Source organism: Candidatus Woesearchaeota archaeon (assembly GCA_018303405.1).
Classification (GTDB): Archaea; Nanobdellota; Nanobdellia; order Woesearchaeales; family JABMPP01; genus JAGVYD01.
In genome coordinates, this window is the sequence record JAGVYD010000013.1 from 67,438 (window position 1) to 86,399 (window position 18,962).

General features: G+C 46.7%; 18 protein-coding genes. 9 read left to right on the plus strand and 9 right to left on the minus strand.

Features of this window, described 5'->3' with window-relative positions; translation table 11 throughout:
- Positions 1 to 71: 71 nt before the first annotated feature.
- From J4227_05060 to J4227_05090, 7 genes are all read right to left on the minus strand, one after another.
- Positions 72 to 563 carry a hypothetical protein gene (locus tag J4227_05060; GenBank protein MBS3109870.1) on the minus strand — a complete coding sequence of 164 codons (492 nt, stop codon included), beginning with the start codon at positions 561 to 563 and terminating at the stop codon, positions 72 to 74.
- A 93-nt stretch (positions 564 to 656) separates the two neighbouring features.
- A complete protein-coding gene (locus tag J4227_05065; GenBank protein ID MBS3109871.1) occupies positions 657 to 2,153 on the minus strand; it encodes a hypothetical protein in 1,497 nt (498 codons plus the stop codon).
- 273 nt (positions 2,154 to 2,426) lie between these two features.
- A complete protein-coding gene (locus tag J4227_05070; GenBank protein ID MBS3109872.1) occupies positions 2,427 to 2,708 on the minus strand; it encodes a YhbY family RNA-binding protein in 282 nt (93 codons plus the stop codon).
- Positions 2,709 to 2,712: 4 nt separating this feature from the next.
- Positions 2,713 to 3,657, minus strand: a complete 945-nt coding sequence (locus J4227_05075; GenBank protein MBS3109873.1) for an NAD(P)H-hydrate dehydratase — start codon at positions 3,655 to 3,657, stop codon at positions 2,713 to 2,715.
- Entirely contained in the window at positions 3,644 to 4,471 is an 828-nt protein-coding gene (locus J4227_05080; GenBank protein MBS3109874.1) for a DUF814 domain-containing protein, read from the minus strand. Before J4227_05080 ends, J4227_05075 begins: the two co-directional genes overlap by 14 nt.
- Before the next feature lie 250 nt (positions 4,472 to 4,721).
- Positions 4,722 to 5,477 (minus strand): hypothetical protein, encoded by a 756-nt coding sequence (locus J4227_05085; GenBank protein MBS3109875.1) that lies wholly within the window; start codon positions 5,475 to 5,477, stop codon positions 4,722 to 4,724.
- Between the two features lie 48 nt (positions 5,478 to 5,525).
- The gene (locus tag J4227_05090) at positions 5,526 to 5,888 is read right to left on the minus strand and encodes a DUF3467 domain-containing protein (GenBank protein ID MBS3109876.1); all 363 of its coding nucleotides are present in this window, start codon (positions 5,886 to 5,888) and stop codon (positions 5,526 to 5,528) included.
- A 110-nt stretch (positions 5,889 to 5,998) separates the two neighbouring features.
- Here J4227_05090 and thrS point away from each other — a divergent pair, with 110 nt between their 5' ends.
- The 9 genes from thrS to J4227_05135 all read left to right on the plus strand — a co-directional run bounded on the left by thrS (position 5,999) and on the right by J4227_05135 (position 17,632).
- Positions 5,999 to 7,951: a threonine--tRNA ligase gene (gene thrS / locus J4227_05095; protein ID MBS3109877.1), complete on the plus strand. Its 1,953-nt coding sequence runs from the start codon at positions 5,999 to 6,001 to the stop codon at positions 7,949 to 7,951.
- Positions 7,952 to 8,037: 86 nt separating this feature from the next.
- Positions 8,038 to 9,396: a signal recognition particle protein Srp54 gene (locus J4227_05100; GenBank protein ID MBS3109878.1), complete on the plus strand. Its 1,359-nt coding sequence runs from the start codon at positions 8,038 to 8,040 to the stop codon at positions 9,394 to 9,396.
- 399 nt (positions 9,397 to 9,795) lie between these two features.
- Positions 9,796 to 10,590, plus strand: coding sequence for a hypothetical protein (locus J4227_05105; protein MBS3109879.1), 795 nt, complete (start codon positions 9,796 to 9,798; stop codon positions 10,588 to 10,590).
- Between the two features lie 155 nt (positions 10,591 to 10,745).
- Complete coding sequence (locus tag J4227_05110) at positions 10,746 to 11,552, plus strand: TrmB family transcriptional regulator (protein MBS3109880.1); 807 nt, start codon at positions 10,746 to 10,748, stop codon at positions 11,550 to 11,552.
- Between the two features lie 299 nt (positions 11,553 to 11,851).
- The gene (locus tag J4227_05115) at positions 11,852 to 13,003 is read left to right on the plus strand and encodes a hypothetical protein (protein MBS3109881.1); all 1,152 of its coding nucleotides are present in this window, start codon (positions 11,852 to 11,854) and stop codon (positions 13,001 to 13,003) included.
- A gap of 185 nt (positions 13,004 to 13,188) precedes the next feature.
- Positions 13,189 to 15,006: a Flp pilus assembly complex ATPase component TadA gene (tadA, locus tag J4227_05120; protein MBS3109882.1), complete on the plus strand. Its 1,818-nt coding sequence runs from the start codon at positions 13,189 to 13,191 to the stop codon at positions 15,004 to 15,006.
- Positions 14,990 to 15,835, plus strand: a complete 846-nt coding sequence (locus tag J4227_05125; GenBank protein MBS3109883.1) for a type II secretion system F family protein — start codon at positions 14,990 to 14,992, stop codon at positions 15,833 to 15,835. The genes tadA and J4227_05125 overlap by 17 nt, the downstream gene beginning before the upstream one ends.
- A gap of 50 nt (positions 15,836 to 15,885) precedes the next feature.
- Positions 15,886 to 16,977 (plus strand): type II secretion system F family protein, encoded by a 1,092-nt coding sequence (locus tag J4227_05130; protein ID MBS3109884.1) that lies wholly within the window; start codon positions 15,886 to 15,888, stop codon positions 16,975 to 16,977.
- A 160-nt stretch (positions 16,978 to 17,137) separates the two neighbouring features.
- Entirely contained in the window at positions 17,138 to 17,632 is a 495-nt protein-coding gene (locus J4227_05135; protein MBS3109885.1) for a hypothetical protein, read from the plus strand.
- 65 nt (positions 17,633 to 17,697) lie between these two features.
- Here the strand turns inward: J4227_05135 and J4227_05140 are convergent, their stop codons facing one another.
- Positions 17,698 to 18,087, minus strand: a complete 390-nt coding sequence (locus J4227_05140; protein ID MBS3109886.1) for a hypothetical protein — start codon at positions 18,085 to 18,087, stop codon at positions 17,698 to 17,700.
- The gene (locus tag J4227_05145) at positions 18,084 to 18,623 is read right to left on the minus strand and encodes a nucleotidyltransferase domain-containing protein (protein MBS3109887.1); all 540 of its coding nucleotides are present in this window, start codon (positions 18,621 to 18,623) and stop codon (positions 18,084 to 18,086) included. The genes J4227_05140 and J4227_05145 overlap by 4 nt, the downstream gene beginning before the upstream one ends.
- Between the last annotated feature and the right edge of the window lie 339 nt (positions 18,624 to 18,962).

Sequence of the window (18,962 nt, forward strand, 5' to 3'; positions counted from 1 at the left end):
CATAATAATGACAGAATAAATATTTTTCTATTATCCTTCTTTCATCAGACTGGCGCAGTCCCTGTCTCTGCCTATAGCCCTGCCCTTTTCTTCATCATATAGATGACGCTTCGTGTCGCAACAAGCTGGTCTGCAACATCCTTGCTCATGTTGGCGTAATCCATTTTGGCGACGAGCTCATTTACCCTGTCTTCGACAGCAACCACTGCCTTCTGGAGCTTGTAGCCTTCCATGTTGTCCTGTATTTTTGTGAGGACATTGTAATCAAGCTGCAATTCATACTTGACAGCGTCCTCATCTGAAGGGCTGGGTATTTCCCTGGACACAACTGCCTCCAGTGATTTTTCATCAGATGCAAAAAGTTTTGTGATGTCAACTGGCTGGGATTCAGGCAATTCAACATTTTCAACAGCTTTTTGCCGCCTTGTTTCCTCCAGGCTGGATTTCAGCAGCGCTGCAGCTTCATCCATCTCGCCCTTCTTCTTCAGCTCCAGCGCTTTCAGCCTCTCAATCCTTTCAGCCACGGGCAGCTTCTTTATGTCTTCCAGGTTATCCTCTGCCATCTCATTAACGCCATAGTTGCCGGAGTATAAATAGCTTTCCGAGAACAAAACACGCCGGTTCCAGGCAAAACTATCAACAAAGAAGCTCTATCCTTACCATGTCAGCATGTGCTGCGATTTCTTGAAATCCTTGTAGAGATACCACACATTTGTCTTGACTTCGCTTTTGGCTGCTTCCCTCTCTTTTTGAATGACCCATTTGTCCACAGTATCCGGCTTATTTGCCTTCGGGTTGCCTTTGAATGAAGTGAATATCTCGGCAAAGCCGCCGAACAGCGCCGTGAAGGGGTTGTCATCCGCCTTTGGCTTCTTTTTCTTTTTATCCTCTCCTTCTTCAGCCAGCTCCTTGTTATATTTCTTGTCAACATCCTCGCCAGCCTCCTTGAGGTATTTCTTCAGCTCATCTCCCATCGCAGCCATGGCCGCCCTCAGTGAGCCATCAATCTCGCCGATAAGCTCCATGTCTTCCTCTTCCCTCATCTTGATGTAATTGTCTATTTCCTTCTGTGTCCATGCATATCCCCTGATGTGCATTTCGCAGTGCCCGACATGGATTGGCCCCCTTTGGTAATCCTGCTGGTAATTCATCTGAGGCTTTGTCTTGAAATGGAAGCTCACAATCACTGCAGAATAAACATGCTCGTTGATTTTCGGCTCAAGGTCCTGCTTCAGTATCTGGGGGAATTTTTTTGCCAGGAATTCCAGCTCAATGACCGAGGTTTCAAATGCGCTGATAATGTCGGGGCTGGTAGACCTGTCTGCCATGTGCAGCCTTTGGAGGTTCTTGAGGTAAGGCTTCACCCATGCAATGTACATGTGGATGATGTCATAATGCTGGCGCAGGTATCTTAATGTGAAGACTCTCTTTGTCTGAAGCTCTTTTTCCGTGTGTATTTTCCATTCGATATATGTCCTTAATTTTCTTTTCAGCACTTCCTTGACTTTCCTGTTGAAGTCCAGCTTGTCAACAACTTCATCAACTTCAGCCGGCGTTTGCGGATGATACTTGAAGAACAGGTCGGGCAGCACAATGAACTGCAATTCCCTTGCCATGCCATAAACAGAAGCCGGGTTCTTGCTTCCCTGCTCAACCAGGTCAATCCAAATCCCTTTGAGCGTAATCTCAGCGCTTTCCGCGCCCGGGCCGCTCTTGTGGCTGTCGTGGTAGTAGGCAAGCCTTTCATCCAGAATTCTCAATTCCCTGACGAGCTGGAAAATTTCCTTGACCATTTTCCCTATTGTCGCAAGGAACTGGCTTACCTTATCTTGCTGGAGCCCAATCCTCTGCCATGCCGCTCCAAAAAATGCAGAATGCTCTGATGCAGTAAAAATATCCTTAATCTTGTAAATCCATTCTTTTGGGTAGCCCTGGTTGTAATGCACCCAGTCAAGCTGCCAGAAATATGTTTCTTCTATTGACATCCTGTGGTCTTCAACTTCCACCCAGTAGCTTAAAGCGGGCTTTGGGTAGCCTGTATAGCCCCAAACTTTGGCCCCCTTCCTGGCGCTTGCCAGTTCAATGTATTCAGGCTCCTTGAATCCATGTTTTTTCAGAAGCTCCAGACTTTCAGTTCCGCCATGCCCAGACATTTGTCCACCCTTTTTCAACAACCTTATAGCATTTCAATTATGTCAAATTACCTGATTAATGGCTATAAATATTTTGTGGTGGGATTTCGGGCACCGTTCAAAATGCAAGTCTTAGCATCAATTTTGCGAGCATTATTAAGTAAACAATTGCCAGCCCAAGGGAATTGCAATGGGAATTGGGCTGCCCAGCAAGGGCAGTTAAATGCGAGCCGATGCTAAGACCGAGGCTTTGCCGAGATTTTGAACGGTGTCAGGGGGAATTCGGGAAATTATTCAGGCTTTTGGCTTTGGCGCCGGCTTCCTCAGCAGCACAACAATCCCGCCAACCTGCTCAACCAGCCAGGCATTGCATTTCTCTGCCAGTTCCTCGGCAGCTTTTTTCCTGTCATTGCCGTCCGTGAAAGAATTCAGCATTTTAATTTTCAGTACCCTGCGTTTTTTCAGCAGCTTGACAATCTCTGCAACGGCACTCTCGGTCAGGCCGTTTTTTCCTATTCGCACTGCAGGAACAAGTGCCCTTGCTTCTATCCTTGCTTTTTTAATTTCCGTCTCCATAAAATCAACCATCATCCTCATCAGGATTCATATCGAGTTCTACTTTCATTTTAGGAATCTCACCGAGAAAATCGCTCGCAATAAAACCAAAGCCAATCCTGTCTACAAGTCTCTCGCCAATTTTCTTATTAATCCGGCTAGCAAAATGTGCGCTTTCAAGCAGGCTATAACTCCCAGAAGCAAAACCCCCGCACAATCCAGCGAGAATATCCCCTGTTCCGCCAACAGTCATTCCTGCATTGCCGCCGCTCACATAAATTGCCTTGCTTCCAGAATAAATTTCATCCGTCGGTCCTTTCAGCAAAATCACATTACTTCCAATCTTTTTCATAAAATTTTTCTCATTCAGTTTTGAATTCTTTAGCAATACAGCAAATTCTTTTCTATGCGGGGTCAAAATTGAATTTTCAACACTCTGAAGTTTTATCATTTTCAGAGCGTCCGCATCAATCACTTTTCTTATATTCATGGATGCTATTTTCCTGACTACTTTTGCAGTTTCAGGCTTTCTTCCCAGGCCGGGTCCTACAACAAGGACATCTGCTTTCTCTACCAGCTTTGCAATCGCCCTGAAATGCTTCGGCGCCAGGTATTTTCCAGGCATCTTTGCGGTTATTATGTCAGGCGACATGGCATTGATTGCCCATGCGACTTTTTCCGGTGCCACTACAGTGACAAGATCATTTCCCTCCCTAAGGATGGCAATTGACATGGCGCAGAGGAAAGCGGCGCCTGTATACTCTTCAGACCCTGCTATGACAACAACTTTCCCATTCTGCCCTTTTGTGCTGTCAGGCCTTCTTTCTTTCCGCTGCCTGGCCGCGAATCCTGAATTGGCCGCTTTTTTTCTGATGGCTCCATGCGACGATAATCTTACTTTCTTTCTTTTATCACCCAAAGTGATTTTTTCGGCTTTTTTCGATTTTCCCTTTTTTTTATTTTGCTTCAAACCTGCACCCTCCTGAAGGCAAGCGCCTTATGATGTCATCCAGCCTTGCCTGCAGCCCCAATTTTTTTTGGATTGCCTTGGCCATGTCGCTGGATTTCAGGTTTCCCGGCATGATTGTCACAAATTCCTTGCAATGCGATCCAACAGCTGATTTTGGCCCGCAAACAATCCTGCTCTGCCCATCAACTCCGACTGCCAGCCTAAGCTCTACGCTCATTATCTCCTTTTTTCCGTAAATCATGAATCCGCCCTTGGGGATATATTCCCCTGACATTGCAGTTTTGCTGACCTGTTCGGGCATGACCTTGAATACTTCTGCAAACGCAACCCCGAGTTTCCAGGCCCTTGAGAACGAAGCAGTGGCGATTGCGACCTCATCCTCTGTTTTTCCTGTCGGAGTATTGCCCTCTGTCTTAATAATGAAGAATGGCGAGCCGGCCATCTCCGTGTGGAACACAATGTCACCCTTTGCCATGTGCTTCTTCACCACAATCTCATTTGTTGTCGCGTCCCTCCCTCCGACGCAGAAAAAGCCTTCGCTGGAGACAAACCACCTGAATTTTTCATACCATTCCTTGCTCTTCTTTTGCCTGGCTGATTTTTCCATGGCAATCCGCTCTTTTGTTTTCAGCTCCCCTTTTTTGGCCTTGTCCAGCTCCGACTGCATTTTTTCAATTGCTTCATGGAGCCCTTTCAGTTTTCTCTTCGCTTTTTTTGCAGCCTCATAATACATTTCAGCATTCTCTTCCACATTTTTGTTTATGTCAAGTTCAATTATCATGGTCAGGAGCGCAGTTGAAAATGCAGGCAGCATCAATATGCGGAGTGCCTTTTTCAGCAAAATGAAATGACGGAGGGGGACGACCCCTGCGGGGATACGGCATTATTCTCACAAATATATAGCACGGAGCCCGATGCTGGCCGAGGCGAAGCCGAGATTTTCAACTGCGCACGTAGTCAGGAACATATTTTTATAATTAATAAAGGTTGTTGTGGCTCTGGCATTATTGATGGCCGGGCAAAAATCTTCCAGAAAGATCAGCGCCAATCCGCGCCAAGGCCCACTAATTCATCGATATGCTGCCCATGAAACTGTAGCCCGGCCTTCCAAACTTTTTGTCAGGGCTCATTGAATGCCCATTAAATGGCTCGTCATCAAATTGGCGATACAAGCCCATAAGCGCTTTCAATTGCCTGTTAATCTGGCCATTGTGAAACCTGGAAATTTCTGGGCTGCCGTACTTCCTTTCTACCCTTGTCCCGTTGACCAGGTCCGGAATGTATTCAGACAGGTCCCACTCCGACCAAAAAATAACCTTTGTGCCGATGCTGTTGTCAGCCAGCCTGACTTTCCTTACGTGCGCATCAAAAAATTCATTATGGAATTCAAGGGAGGAGCGCAGCTTTTTGGCTTTCATCCTCTCAAAAATATTGTCAAGATAGGCCATTCTGATGGATTCCGCATGGCTTCTGCCGCTTGTCCCTGCAAAGCTGACCTGCTCATGGTCTGGCAGGGCCTGGTGGGGCGCATGGAGCCTGAGATTGCTGTAAAGGTTCCAGAGGGCCGCATTCACTTCTGTGACATCGAGGTCGCTTGCCCAGCTGAGGCAATACTCCATCCCCAAAGGGTCTATCTGGATGGAAACAGCCTTTTGTGCACGGCCAGGCAGCCTGAATGCATATTTATCCTCCCTGGTCATCTTGAACTGCGGGGATTCACCAAGCGGGATAGGATTTCCATTATCGCGCAAGAGCAGGAATTCGAGCCCTGCATTTTCAGATTTTTCCCTGTCATTGCTTTTACTTGTATCAGCGGTCATTGAATATCATTCCTGGTTCTAATATTAAATAATGTCCATGAACAATTTTCAGCCAAGGTAAGTTGGGGTGCTGTCGCTTTTGACATTCTCAAACTTGCCAATGCTCTGCTTGGCCTTTTTCACCGCTTTTTTTAACGCTTTGGGCTGCTCAATTTTTCCAAACTGCTTCTCATAGTTTGCGAGGTTTTCCTTGAGCGAGGCCAGGAAATTCTTTGCCAGGTGCAGGTCCATCACAACTACATTATGCTTTATCACAATTGGCTGGAACTCATTGTTCCTGACATCAAATCTTGGCGTGACACTCTTGAAATCCAGTATCAGTTTTGTCGGGTTGTGAATTACTGCCATCTCATCGGCATAAAACACAGGGCCGTTCTCAATATCAAACTTGACATTCTTTTGCTCTTCCATGCAATCACCCCTCCATTCTGGCAAATTCAATTGTGTTTAAAAAGTTAAGCTTCGGCAGAACCGCCATATTTTAGGCAAAATATAAAAACGCCTGTCCTAACCTAAAGCCTATGGAACAGATAAACCTCACACTGCCGGATGGCAAAATACTGCAGGTGGGCAAGGGAATTGCTGCGCTGGAGGCTGTGCAGAAAATTGGCCCCAAGCTTGCAAAGGATGCTATCGCAGTCAAAGTGAACGGGACCAACAAGGACCTTTCATCAGCACTTGACAGCGATGCTGCTTTTGAAGTCATAACCTTTGCAACAAAGGAAGGCAAGGATATTTTCTGGCATTCAACTGCGCACGTAATGGCAGAGGCCATCATGTCGCTTTTCCCTGGCACGCTGCCCACTATAGGCCCGCCCATTGATTTTGGGTTTTACTATGATTTTGACAAGAAACAGCCTTTTGCCCAGGCAGACCTGGAAAAAATCGAGAAAAAAATGCAGGAAATCATTGCCAGGGACATCCCTTTTGTCAGGAAGGAATATGCACCAGACGAGGCAAAAAAACTGTTCACAACAGAGAAATACCACAACAAGTACAAGGTGCAGCTCATTGATGAGAAAAGCGAAGGGGCTGAAGGAAGCAAGGTTAGCGTATATTACCAGGGAGAATGGTATGATTTGTGCAGGGGCCCGCATGTGCCATCCACTGGCAGGCTAAAGGCATGCAAGCTTATGAAGATATCAGGCGCCTACTGGAAAGCAGACATCAAGAATGCCCAATTGCAGCGTGTTTATGGCGTTTCATTCCCTGAAAAGAAACTCCTCGATGATTACCTCAAGATGCTTGAGGAAGCGGAAAAAAGGGACCACAAGAAAATTGGCCGTGAAATGGAGCTTTTCATGCAGTCCGAGCTTGTCGGCAAAGGCCTTCCAATCTGGCTGCCAAAGGGCCAGGTCATCAAGGCAGAGATTGAAAACTATGCCAATCTCATTGAGAGGAAAGCAGGCTATTTACGGGTCGCCACTCCTCACCTTGCCAAGAAGGAACTTTACCTCATGTCAGGGCATCTCCCATATTATGCGCACAGCATGTACCCGGAGATGAAACTGGATGACGGAAGCTATTATCTCAAGGCAATGAATTGCCCGCACCATCACCTCATTTTCAAGCATAAGACAAGAAGCTACCGCGACCTTCCGCTTCGCCTGGCAGAATATGGGACATGCTACAGGAATGAGCTGTCAGGCACGCTTGCCGGCCTTCTCAGGGTCAGGATGCTGTCGATGAATGATGCGCACATTTATTGCACAAAGGACCAGATAGAGGAGGAATTTGAAAAAGTGCTCAAAATGGTCGTTGACTACTACAATGTCTTCGGGCTCAAGGATTTTTATTTCAGGCTGTCGCTTCACGACCCGAGCAACAAGGGCAAATACATCGACGAGCCGGACAACTGGGCCTTTGCCGAGTCTGTGCTGAAGAATGTTCTTAGGCGCGCCAATGTAAAGTTTGAGGAAGCAAAAGACGAGGCTGCATTCTATGGCCCTAAGGTTGACGTCCAGTACAGGGCAGTTACAGGCAGGGAAGAAACCATGTCAACTATCCAGCTTGATTTTGCGGCTAAGACAAAGTTCCAGCTCAGCTATGCCGACAAGGACGGGACTGACAATGGCGAAGTCTATGTCATCCACCGCGCGCCGCTGTCAACCCACGAGAGGCTCATGGCTTTCCTGATAGAGCATTTTGCCGGCAAATTCCCGCTGTGGCTGAGCCCGGCCCAGGTAAGGATTCTCACAATTGCAGACAGGTTCAATGAATTTGCCGCTAAGGTAAAAGGCATGTATGAGGATGCAGGGATCAGGGTTGAGACAGATTTCAAGTCTGAGACAATTTCCTACAAGGTCCGCATGGCCCAGCTTGACCATGTCAATTACATCCTTGTAGTTGGCGACCGGGAAGTCAGGGACGGGACAGTGAATGTCAGGACACGGGATAACAAGATTGTAGGGCCGGTCAAGGCTGAAGATTTTCTCCAGCAGCTAATGGCAGAGATAAAGGAAAAAAGGCTTTAGGAACTGCGGGCTGGCTAATTATCAATTTTGCCACAATCCGGTCAAAACCCCTCAAATTTATAAACCATTGATTTTTTTAGCACCCTATGGTCTTGGACAAGCTTGGCGATTCTCTGAAGAACACTCTGCAAAAAATAGCGAAAGCTGTTTTTGTCGATGATAAGCTGATAAATGAGCTGGTCAAGGATATCCAAAGGGCCCTTTTGCAGTCCGATGTAAATGTCAAACTTGTTTTTGACCTTACAAAGAAAATCAAGGACCGCGCCAAAGAGGAAAAGGATGTCAGGGGCCTCACAAAAAAAGAGCAGCTGATCAATATAGTCTATGAGGAGCTGGTTGCATTTCTCGGCGGCGAAGGCCACAAGATTGACGTCAATAAAAAGCCGTTCAAGGTAATGCTTGTTGGCCTGTTTGGCAATGGAAAAACAACGACAGCAGGCAAGCTGGCAAAATTCTTCATGAAGCGCGGGTTCAAGGTCGCACTGCTCGGCCTGGACGTTCACAGGCCTGCAGCCATGGACCAGCTTGAGCAGGTTGGAAAATTTGTCAATGCAGCAGTCTTCACCAAGAAGGGCGAGAAGAATGCCCTGAACATCTGGAAAGAATATGAAAGGGAATTAAGCAAATTTGATGTTGTGCTGGTCGATACAGCTGGAAGGGATGCCCTTTCCAATGACCTTATTGAGGAATTGAACAGGCTGAACAAGGCTATTGCGCCGGACGAGAGGCTTTTGATTATTGGCGCTGATGTTGGCCAGGCGGCTGAAAAACAGGCGCAGGGATTCCATGATGCATGCGGTGTTACGGGTGTCATCATCACAAAGCTGGACGGCACTGCAAAAGGCGGGGGCGCCTTAATTGCATGCGCAGTCACCAAGGCTCCTGTGAAATTTGTCGGTGTTGGTGAAAAAGCAGACGACCTGGAAGAATTCAAGCCAAAAGGGTTTGTCTCCAGGATGCTTGGCATGGGCGATTTGGAAGCCCTGCTTGAAAAAACAAAAGAGGCCTACACAGAAGAGGAAGCACAGGACCTCGGGAAGAAATTCCTTAAGGGTGAATTCAATCTCATTGACTTGTATGAGCAGATGGAGGCAATGTCCAAAATGGGAAGCCTTTCCAAGCTCATGGAAATGATACCTGGAATGAGCCAGCTGCAGCTGCCAAAAGATATGCTGCAGGTACAGGAAGGCAAGCTGAAAAAATGGAGATTCATAATGGATTCGATGTCAAAGGGAGAGCTTGAGGACCCTGAAATAGTCAGCGCATCCAGGATTGACAGGATTGCAAAAGGGGCTGGCATGTCAGCTGGCGAGGTAAGGGAGCTCCTGAAACAATACAGGCAAAGCAAAAAAATGGTGAAAATGTTCAAGGGCGCCCAAAACCCGCGGCAAATGGAAAAAATGATGAAGTCTATGCAGGGCCAGGGCAAATTCAAGTTTAAATAAAGCAACATTATTCCACATATAATCTAATAGGATAATCTAAGCAGGCCATATTACCCTATTATAATGATTTATGTAATCCAAAATTCTGGTGACTTAACAATCCTTTATAAATGAAATCAGGAAATACCCTGAAAAATAAGGCTTTGTATATATAACTACATACTTATATTGGCTAAGCTTTTTATAATCAAAGGTCCTAATTACCGCAGCAACAACGTGGACTGTTATAAGCATAAGCGAAAATTATAAGCGAAAACAGGGGTTAAAAACCATATTCGACAGCCACATTGAGTTCTGACGCAGAAACTTCGAACCAATGATACTGCCGGATATAGCTCACTCACAGGTTGCTTAATTATTGTTAAGACATTGTTAAGAGTTAGGGGAGGAAATTTTTAAATGATTGATTTGGTTCCTAAAAGAGGAGGCGAGAAGCCAAAATTGGCAGGCCTGGTCAACAGCGCGCTCGGAAGATTTGGAATTGTCCTTCCATTCCTCGCGTTCAGGCACGGCGAATCTGATTCTAATCATATGATATATCCAGTAAGGTTTACGAGCCTTGATGATGCTGTCAGCAATAGCCCGGCAATTGCCAATGCATATGAAACATCCAAAGTAGCACACAAGAATGACTTGCGCGAGAACGGCGAGCCTTATTTCAGCCATCCAAGGGGAGTTGCTGAATATGTCATTGGGCACCTTGAAAGAATCCCGGCCGAGGACCAGGAAATGCAGGTTGTCCTGGCGCTTTTGCATGATGTTTCCGAGGACCATCCTGATGCTTATCCCATTTCCAGGATAAGGCAAATTTTTGACGATACATATGGCATTCCTGTGTCAGAAAAATTGCGCTTCCTTGACAAGAACCATGTCTCAGAAAGAGATTCGATTCATGTGGCCGAGCAGGACAAGCTGGTGGGCCTGGTAAAATCAGGAGATAAGTACCATAACTTGAAAACACTGCACGGCAAGAAGGATCCGGTTAAGCGGCAGGAAATAATCAGGGGTGTCCCGTCCTATATCAGGATGGCCGAGGCGCATGGATGGCATGATATCTCCAGCGATCTCGCGTTCTTGGCTTTGCTCTACCGTGCCGAGCATGAGAACACTCTCCCTCGCCTGGGCGACATCCCCAAGGCAAGGCCTGCATTCGTGAATCCAGGCTACAATGCGCCAGGATTTAATGCTCCCTAATTTTTTTATTCTGACGGGCCAACAGGGGTTGGCACGCGAATATGGCAAAAAGCTCCCACGATAAAACAATAATCCGGAGTTTTCAAATTGTCACTATTCTAAAGTAGATAATAAATCCAAAGCTTTATAAATAACGAATAATTTCATATGCTAAAATGACAGTCCAACGTGATTTTATCAACAAGCTGAAGCAATTTGGACTTAACAGCTACGAAGTGAAGATTTGGGTTGCATTGCTGGGTAGAGGCATCTCAACAGCAGGAGAGCTTTCTGATATCTCAAATGTCCCAAGAAGCAGAAGCTATGACGTTCTCGAATCACTTGAAAAGAAGGGATTTGTCATCATGAAACTGGGCAAGCCCATCAAGTACATCGCCGTCAATCCTGCAGATGTGATTGAAAGGGTCAAGAAGAGAATCAAGGAAGAGGCGGATGAAGGGGTCAAGTACATGGAAAAGCTTCAGGGCAGTGACATACTGAAGGAGCTGGATCTGCTGCACAAGCAGGGCGCAGACCTGATCGAGCCAACTGACCTCTCTGGCAGCCTAAGGGGAAGGGACAATGTTTACAATCAAATGGAATCAATGATCAAGGCAGCTGAGAAAAGCATAATCATCATGACAACAAGCGAGGGCCTTGCAAGAAAATATGACGCTTTCAGGGGCCACCTCGAAAAGGCAGCCAAAAGGGGAGTGGACATCAAGATAGCTGCACAGATAACTCCTGAGGTTGAGCAGTATGCAAGGGAACTCAGCAAATTCTCCAAGATTAAGCACGTTGACAAAATCAATGCAAGATTCTGCCTGGTTGATGGCGAACAGCTTGCATTCACACTTGCGCAGGGCAACATTGACCCTTCTTATGATTCAGGTGTCTGGGTAAATACCAATTTCTTTGCCAAGGCAATGGAAGGAATGTTCAACGAAGTATGGGCAGGCCAGAAAGTCAGGGCAATGCACTAAGCCTAATCGGCAAGTTTTCTTTTTTGTCTTTTGGCATGTGATTTCTGCAGCTTTGCCCCGAAAGCTCGCATTTCGGCTCGGTTTGGGCATCTGCTCAGCCTTGCAGCTTCCCGCGAATTGCATTTTTCTCCTCTGCAACCCAGAAAAATGCCTAACCCCTCCTGGAATGGGCTTCGCAAACTTGATGCCCAAACTAACTTTTCGGGCAAAGCAGATTTCTGCGAAAATTATTTATATTCGTTTTAAGGTATTAAACAAAATCTGTTAGATAATGGAATACACGGGGCAAACAAACCACTATGGCAATGGACGAGTTTCTTATCGAGACAGGAGTAGACAGGCTTGTCAAGCTAATCCGCGACACAAAGAAAATATCCCTTGGCGAAGCAGCCAAACGGCTTGGCGTTACAAGGCCAATTGTCAGCGAATGGGCTGGATTTCTCGAGGAAGAAGGGCTTCTCAGGATCAACTACATTTTCACAACACCTTACCTTGAACTGCGCCAGGTTACTGATGCAGCGATACAGAAGAAAGAGGCAGAGCTTGCCAAAAAAAGGCAGGAAATGGAAGCCAAGATCCAAAGTGCTGTCAAAAATATTGATGCGCACACAGAGGGAATATCCAAGGCAAGGCAGGGCCTGGAGTCGTTCAACGCTGAAGTGGCTACAGAGCTTACAGCAGCAAAGGTAATACTTGATGAGCTTAGGGAGTACCAATCCCAGCTGGAAAAGGCCAATCTAAATGCCAAGGAGCACGGGAAGGAATACCTGAATTCACTCGGGGACATGAAAAGCCAGCTTGAAGGCGAGACTGAAAAATACTCCGGCGTGCTGGCAGGGCTGGCAAAGGACAAGGAATTGCTGAAGTCCGAAAAAGAGCTGGCAGACCAGATAAAGTCCGAAGAATCCGACTTGATGGGCAGGCTTGGCCAAATCCAGAAAAGGCTCGGCGCAATAACAAAAAAGCCTGGCCAGATTAAGGATGAGATTACAGCGCGGGAATTGGAGGAACTGAAAACACTGGCAGACAAGATTGCAACAGAGATCAAGGAGCGAAATGACAGGCTCCAGCAAGTGCTCGGCGAAGTCAGGAAATACGAAGTGCAAATGCGCAACAGCGAGAAAAAAATAAAACAGTTTATCCAGAAATCAAAGTCCGGGTCCTCCAAGGATGCCAGGAAAAAAAAGGACGCTGTGCGCCTGAAGCTGGCAATGTCAAGCAGGAAAAAGGCGGAGGCGCTAATCAAAAAAGCCGAGAGCGACATATCCAAGATCAGCACCGAGATGGAAACACTTTTGAAAAAAGCCTCAGCATTGAAGGAAGTCAGCGGCTCCAAGTCAGCGAAAGCCCATCTCAAGGACCTGCTCGCAATGCGCGGGGACGTTGCAAGAAAATTGAAGTCATTTATCCGTGAGGCGCAAATGCTTGGCGAGGCAGTCCACAAATTGTGAATTCCCAATCCACACGCAGTTCCATTCCAGTCAATCAGCTCAGGCAATCAGCCCAGCCAATCAGCAGCGAAATTTAAATGCGCGTGCAAGGGTCAGCGTGCAAACCATTTTCGCGTGTCAAATTCAAAGCGGAGAAGCTCCAAAATAATGTCACGGGGCGGAACAGTAAAAAGAGGTGAAAAGCGGTGAGCGTATTTAATAAGCTTAAGTCCACATTTTCCAGGAAAAAAGCTGCATCGGGCCAGGCGCCATCTTCGGCTCCGCAAAAAGCACAGCCGCTGCCGCTGGTGCCGCCAAAGCAGGCCATTGGCCAGCAGGCTTCCAAGCCAGCTTTGCAATCTCCTTCCCAAGTCTCTTCTAAAACAGGAATGCCGCAAGCGGGCCATGCCACTCCCATTCATGCTGAAGCCCCTGGCAAATCCAAGCAGGCGTCTCAACCCGCTATCTCCCCAAAAAAAATGCAGGCTGTCAGCATGGAAATAGCGCCGCCCCAGGTGCCGCCTGCAAAAATTGAAAAGGTAAAATTGCTTGACGAATACATCTATAGGTCCAAAAATATCCCCATCACAATCAGGATATTCACCCAAAAGGGCTGGTTTGTCCCCCTATACGAAGTCTACATCTCCAGCATTACGCCGGCAACAGAGTTTGTGCTCGAAAAAATAAGGCAGGAGGTAATCAAGAATGTCAGCCTTGGCATAATTGACATTGTAGGGTCCAAGGAAACCGATGTCCTTGAAAGGAAATTTGAGGCAGCAGTCTCTGTCCTGCTCGACAAGTACTTCCCCGGCCTGCAGCAGGATGTCCGCGCATTTTTCATAACCTACCTGATCCAGAGAAGCCTTGGTCTGGGCAACATAGATATCCTGATGGCTGACGTGAACATAGAGGAAATTGCCATCAACACTTCTGATGAGCCTGTCTGGATTTACCACAAGAGGCATGGCTGGCTCAGGACAAACATCAAGGTCAAGGCTGAAGAGCAGACCAAGCATTACGCTACAATCATGGCCAGGCTGGTCGGGAGGCAGATCTCAGTTCTTGAGCCATTGCTGGATGCGCACCTCGCTGATGGCAACAGGGTAAATGCAACGCTTATGCCTATCTCCACCCGGGGCAACACGATTACGCTCAGGATGTTCTCCAAGGACCCGTGGACAATCACAAAATTCATCAAATCCAACACAATTTCCATGGAAGGGGCCGCATTGGTGTGGCTGGCGGTGCAATACGAAATCTCTGCACTGATTGCAGGGGGAACAGCGTCAGGAAAAACTTCCATGCTGAATGTCCTCGCAAATTTCTTCCCGCCCAACCAGCGGATTATCTCAATCGAGGACACAAGGGAAATCCAGCTTCCAAAATACCTCCACTGGGTGCCAATGTCAACAAGGCTGCCCAATGCAGAAGGAAAAGGCGGCCTGACCATGCTTGACCTCCTGGTGAACAGCCTGAGGATGAGGCCAGACAGGATTGTGGTCGGCGAAGTCAGGCGAAAGAGGGAAGCAGAGGTCCTTTTCGAGGCAATCCACACAGGCCATTCTGTTTACGCAACCTTCCACGCCAACAATGCCAAGGAAGCGGTCACCAGGCTGCTGAATCCACCTATCGAGGTTCCAAAGACAATGCTTCCGGCAATTTCAATGATAGTCGCGCAATTCAGGAACAGGAGAACCGGCCTGAGAAGGACATTCCAGATTGCTGAAATCAATCCCAATGCCGACGCTGAGATTCTGTTCCAGTTTGACGCCAAGCATGATGTGCTGCGCAAGGTAAAGGCATCCAGGACACTGATGGACAACCTGCAGCTTTATACTGGCTATTCCACACAGGAAATTCAAAAGCTCCTGCAGGAAAAAGTTAAAGTCCTGAAATACCTCATGAATTTCAACCTGATGAGCGTGGACGAAGTAGGGGATGCCATGGCTGAATACTACACTAACCATGATGAGTTCATGCGAAGCGTGACCACACACAAGCCCCACGGTGATAAGCATCGCTAGTGTACTGTTCAAAAGAATAGCAGGCAAGTTTCCAGGCCTCAGGCACACTCTCGCCCAGGCAGAAATCCCGGACCGGCCTGAAGATTTCATAAGAAAATCATTCCTCACTGCGACTTACGTGACAATCGGGATCTCCCTAATGGCTTATCCTGTAGTGGCGAAGATGCTGCGCAAGTCACTCGCGGAAATCTTTCTCTCGGGATTTACAGTTGGCATGTTGGTTTTCTATTTTTACCTGCTTTACTTTTTTTTCAATTATCCTACTGCCAGGATTATCCGCGCCCAAAAGGACATCAACATGGAAGTTGTTTATGCCGGGCGGTTTTTGCTTATTGAGCTTGAATCAGGGATGCCTGTCTACAACGCATTTGTCAATGTGGCCAAAAACTACAAGACAATCGGCAAGCACTTCCAGAACATAGTCGACAAAGTCAATCTTGGGACAGACATGGAGGCAGCAATTGACGAGGAGGCGAATGTTGTCCCATCCCAAAATGTTAAAAAAATGTTTTGGCAAATCCTCAACAGCATCAGGACAGGCGCCAACATCTCCGGGGCGCTGACAACAGTCATAGACCAGATTGTCAGGGAGCAGCAGGTGGAAGTGCAGGAATACGGCAGGAAGCTTAATCCAATGGCGATGTTTTACATGATAGTTGCCGTAATCCTGCCCTCGCTTGGCATGACTATGTTCATGGTCCTGGCCACCTTTGTCGGATTAAAGCTGGACCTTGTCAGCCTGGCAACAGCCGCGTGCGTGCTCGGCTTTGTGCAGTTCCTTTTCCTGGCAACAATAAAATCCTCGAGGCCCGCAAGCGGGGAAGACTGAAAAATTCAATTTGCAGTTCATGAAATTAAAGCAAAACCCAGAGGCAACGCATGAATATCAAGGAAGGAATAATGGACATCATTGATGGCCTTAGGCACATCAGGCTGAATTTTGGCAGGGACAACCTTGACAAGCTGGGCAGGATGCTTTTGCCAAAAATCCTGGCGCGGAGGATGCATCCCTACATGCGCACTGCCGGCTTTGATGAGTTCCCTTATGGCTTCCTGGGGTTTGCATTTTACCTCGCATTCTTTGCAGGCTTGTTCATTTTCACCTGGCCGCCGCTGGGGACATATTACAACATAAGCGACTACGGCGGGAATTTTGCCATACCTCTCGCAATCTTCCTTTTTTTTGGGTTTGTATTTGCAGTAACCACAATTTTTGCAGGGCTGATGCGCGTTTATTTTGATTTTGTAATCTATAACAGGAAGAAGAATGTTGAGGAGTTCCTGCCAGACCTCCTGCAGCAGGCGTCAGCCAATATCCGCGCAGGCATGACAATTGACAAGGCGCTTTGGTTTGCAGTGAGGCCAAATTTTGGCATCCTTGCCCATGAAATTGAAATTGTCGCCAGGAAAACCTTGGGCGGCGTTGACTTTACGCAGGCGCTCGAGGAGTTTACTGAACGCTATGACTCATCCACCCTTAAGCGGTCAATAAGCCTATTGATTAACGGCCTGGAAGCAGGCGGTGAAACAGGGGAGCTGCTAAACAAGATCGCTGTAAATATTCAGGAGAATAAGATTATGCAGAAAGAGCTGGCAGCGAATCTTAAGACCTATGCCATATTCATCTCATTCGCATCCATTGTTGCCGCCCCTGTCCTTTTTGCGCTTTCATACCAGCTTTTGCAGGTCGTGCAGACAATTACCTCATCAATAACCCTGCCCAAAGGCCAGGGTGGGTTTGGCCTGATGCTTGACCTGTCCGGGCAGTCCATTAAGATAAGCGATTTCAGGTTTTTTGCCGTGCTGAGCATGATAATAACCTCATTTTTCTCCGCAGCAATTGTCGGCACAATCCAGAAGGGCAATATCAAGGACAGCATCAGGTACATCCCTATTTTCACAGCTGTTTCCATCATCCTATTTTACGTTGTGTCAATTGCCATGAGCAGCATGCTTGGGGATTTGTTCTAAGCCATTTTTGCAGGCCCAAATTATCAAGAAAATATACTATTTTTTTCATTTTTTAAGGTTCAACCATTGACTTGCCTCAACCACAAATTATTTATATAAGTTAGGGTAATTGTATATCAGTTGTGCATAATAGTTATTCAAATCGCTTAGAGGTGATAAGATGAGAGTCACAAGAAAAGGTCAGGCAGCTACTGAGTTTATCATGACCTACGGTTGGGCTATCCTGGTCGTGCTTGCTGCAATTGGCGCATTGGCATATTTTGGTGTTTTGAGCCCGGACAAATTCTTACCGGAAAGGTGCAATTTCCCAGCAGGAATTGACTGCATCGATAAGGCAGTAATCACAGCGGCTGATGGATCTATCCAGCTAGCTCTAAAAAACAATATTGGTTATAACATCAATATTACAGATGCGCCAACAGGTACTGATGACTGTTTAAATCCAACTATGCAAACAGTGAACGGTGCTGATGTTAACGCGACACTTGGACTGGCGGCAACAATTGAAAATAACGGTCAGGCCGCAATTGTTATAACATGCGGAACAAGTTTGCCAACAGGCAGGTTTAAATCAGATATCACTGTGACTTACTTGAACCTTGAGACTAGCCTTGAACACAGGGCAACAGGTAACATCAGGGGAAGGGCAACATAAGCTTTTCCTTTTGATTTTTTTATTTTGTTTTTCTTATTTCTTTCGCGAATATTATGGCTGCAATTTCAACTTATCTTGCCCAAGAATCTCCTGATTACCTCATTTATCTTGGCATCATTCAGAATAATGTAGTTCTTGCTTATGTTGAACCCTTCATAGCTTATCCTGTTCCTGTAATCCCTCATCTGCCGCAACAACAATCTTGTGGCCTCGCCAAGCTTTTCCCTTTTAGCCAAATGATCTATAAGCTCCTGATGGGCTCCTTCGCCCCTTGTCTTAACGCCATGCAGTAGCGCCACTGCTTCCATGAGCTTATGCAGCACATCATAATAGTCAGTAAGGGTATTTGCAGGATACCTTTCCGTGTCCGTCTCCTCCAGCCTTTCCAGGGTTATTTCAGCCATCTTTTTCAGGGCCAAGGCCTTCTGCCTGTCTGTCCTAACCTTGACTATCATTTGTACGCCTCCAAGAATCCGCTCAGCACAGTGCCATTTATTATATTGTTTTTAAGCTCCTTGGGGTATTTTGCGAAATCCCTGTTGAAATGAAGCTGAATCTTCCTCCCAATAACCCTCTCATATTTGTCAAGCCTTATTTTTTCCTGGCTGCATTCCAAAAACAGGTCTATGTCGCTTTCTTCAGTGTCCTCGCCACGCGAATAGCTTCCGAACAGGATTATGCTCTTCGGAGACAGCCTCTCTTCCAGGAAATCAACAAGGCCGCTCTCGATAATCTTTTGGAGGTTCCTTGCCTTTTTCCTTTCTATAAACTCCCTGCTGTTCATATTTGCCATATAGACTGGGAATTTTCGCTTGCCCTTTTTCTCAATTGCCTTGGTTATTAATCCTGCGCCCAGCAGCTTAAGCAAGTCTTTCTTTACAGAAGTGTGGGCCAGATTGATGCTTCTGCTTATGTCCAGCAGGTAATGCTTCTTTGCAGGCTCCCCAAAAAATGGCTCCAAGGTTCTTGACATATTACTTTTTTGTAACATATATTACCATTTTGTAACACATCTTTATAAAGCTTTGCCTTTAATCGGCCTTGCCCGAAAACTCGCCTTCCGGCTCGGTTTGGGCATCTGCTCAGCCTGGCAGATTCTCGCGAATTGCATTTTTCTCCTCTGCAACCCCGAAAAATGCATAATCCCTCCGGGAATGGGCTTCGCAAAATTGATGCACAAACTCACTTTTCGGACAAGGCCCCTTTAATCAATCTGCTGATGGAAAAACCCACTGTGCTATCCCATTATTAGTTTACACATAAACCTCACTCGGTGATGTTTATGTACAAATTGACATTTGAAAAAAGAGTTTGGATAGTAAAGCAATGG